The following is a 372-nucleotide window of genomic DNA, read 5'->3' on the forward strand; positions in this document are numbered from 1 at the left end:
CCGGTATCACCTTTAGGACCTTGAGCACCAGTAGCACCCGTTAATCCTTGTATTCCTTGTTCACCTTTTTCACCTTGATCTCCTTTATCACCTTTGGCACCGTCTTTACCGTCAATACCATTTGTACCGTTAGTTCCGTCTGCACCAGCTGCACCCGTATCACCTTTGGGACCTTGAGCACCAGTAGCACCCGTTAATCCTTGTATTCCTTGTTCACCTTTTTCACCTTGATCTCCTTTTTCGCCTTTGGCACCGTCTATACCATCGATACCATTTGTACCGTTAGTTCCGTCTGCACCAGCTGCACCCGTATCACCTTTGGGACCTTGAGCACCAGTAGTACCTGTTAATCCTTGGATTCCTTGTTCACCT

The 372-nt window shown here is 47.8% G+C and carries 1 pseudogene; it reads right to left on the reverse strand.

The annotated features are described in order from the left end of the window. Positions 1-372: pseudogene (locus tag EGM88_RS15560) on the reverse strand (collagen-like protein); the annotation flags it as partial.

This window comes from Aureibaculum marinum (genome assembly GCF_003813905.1).
In the GTDB taxonomy this organism is placed as follows: domain Bacteria; phylum Bacteroidota; class Bacteroidia; order Flavobacteriales; family Flavobacteriaceae; genus Aureibaculum; species Aureibaculum marinum.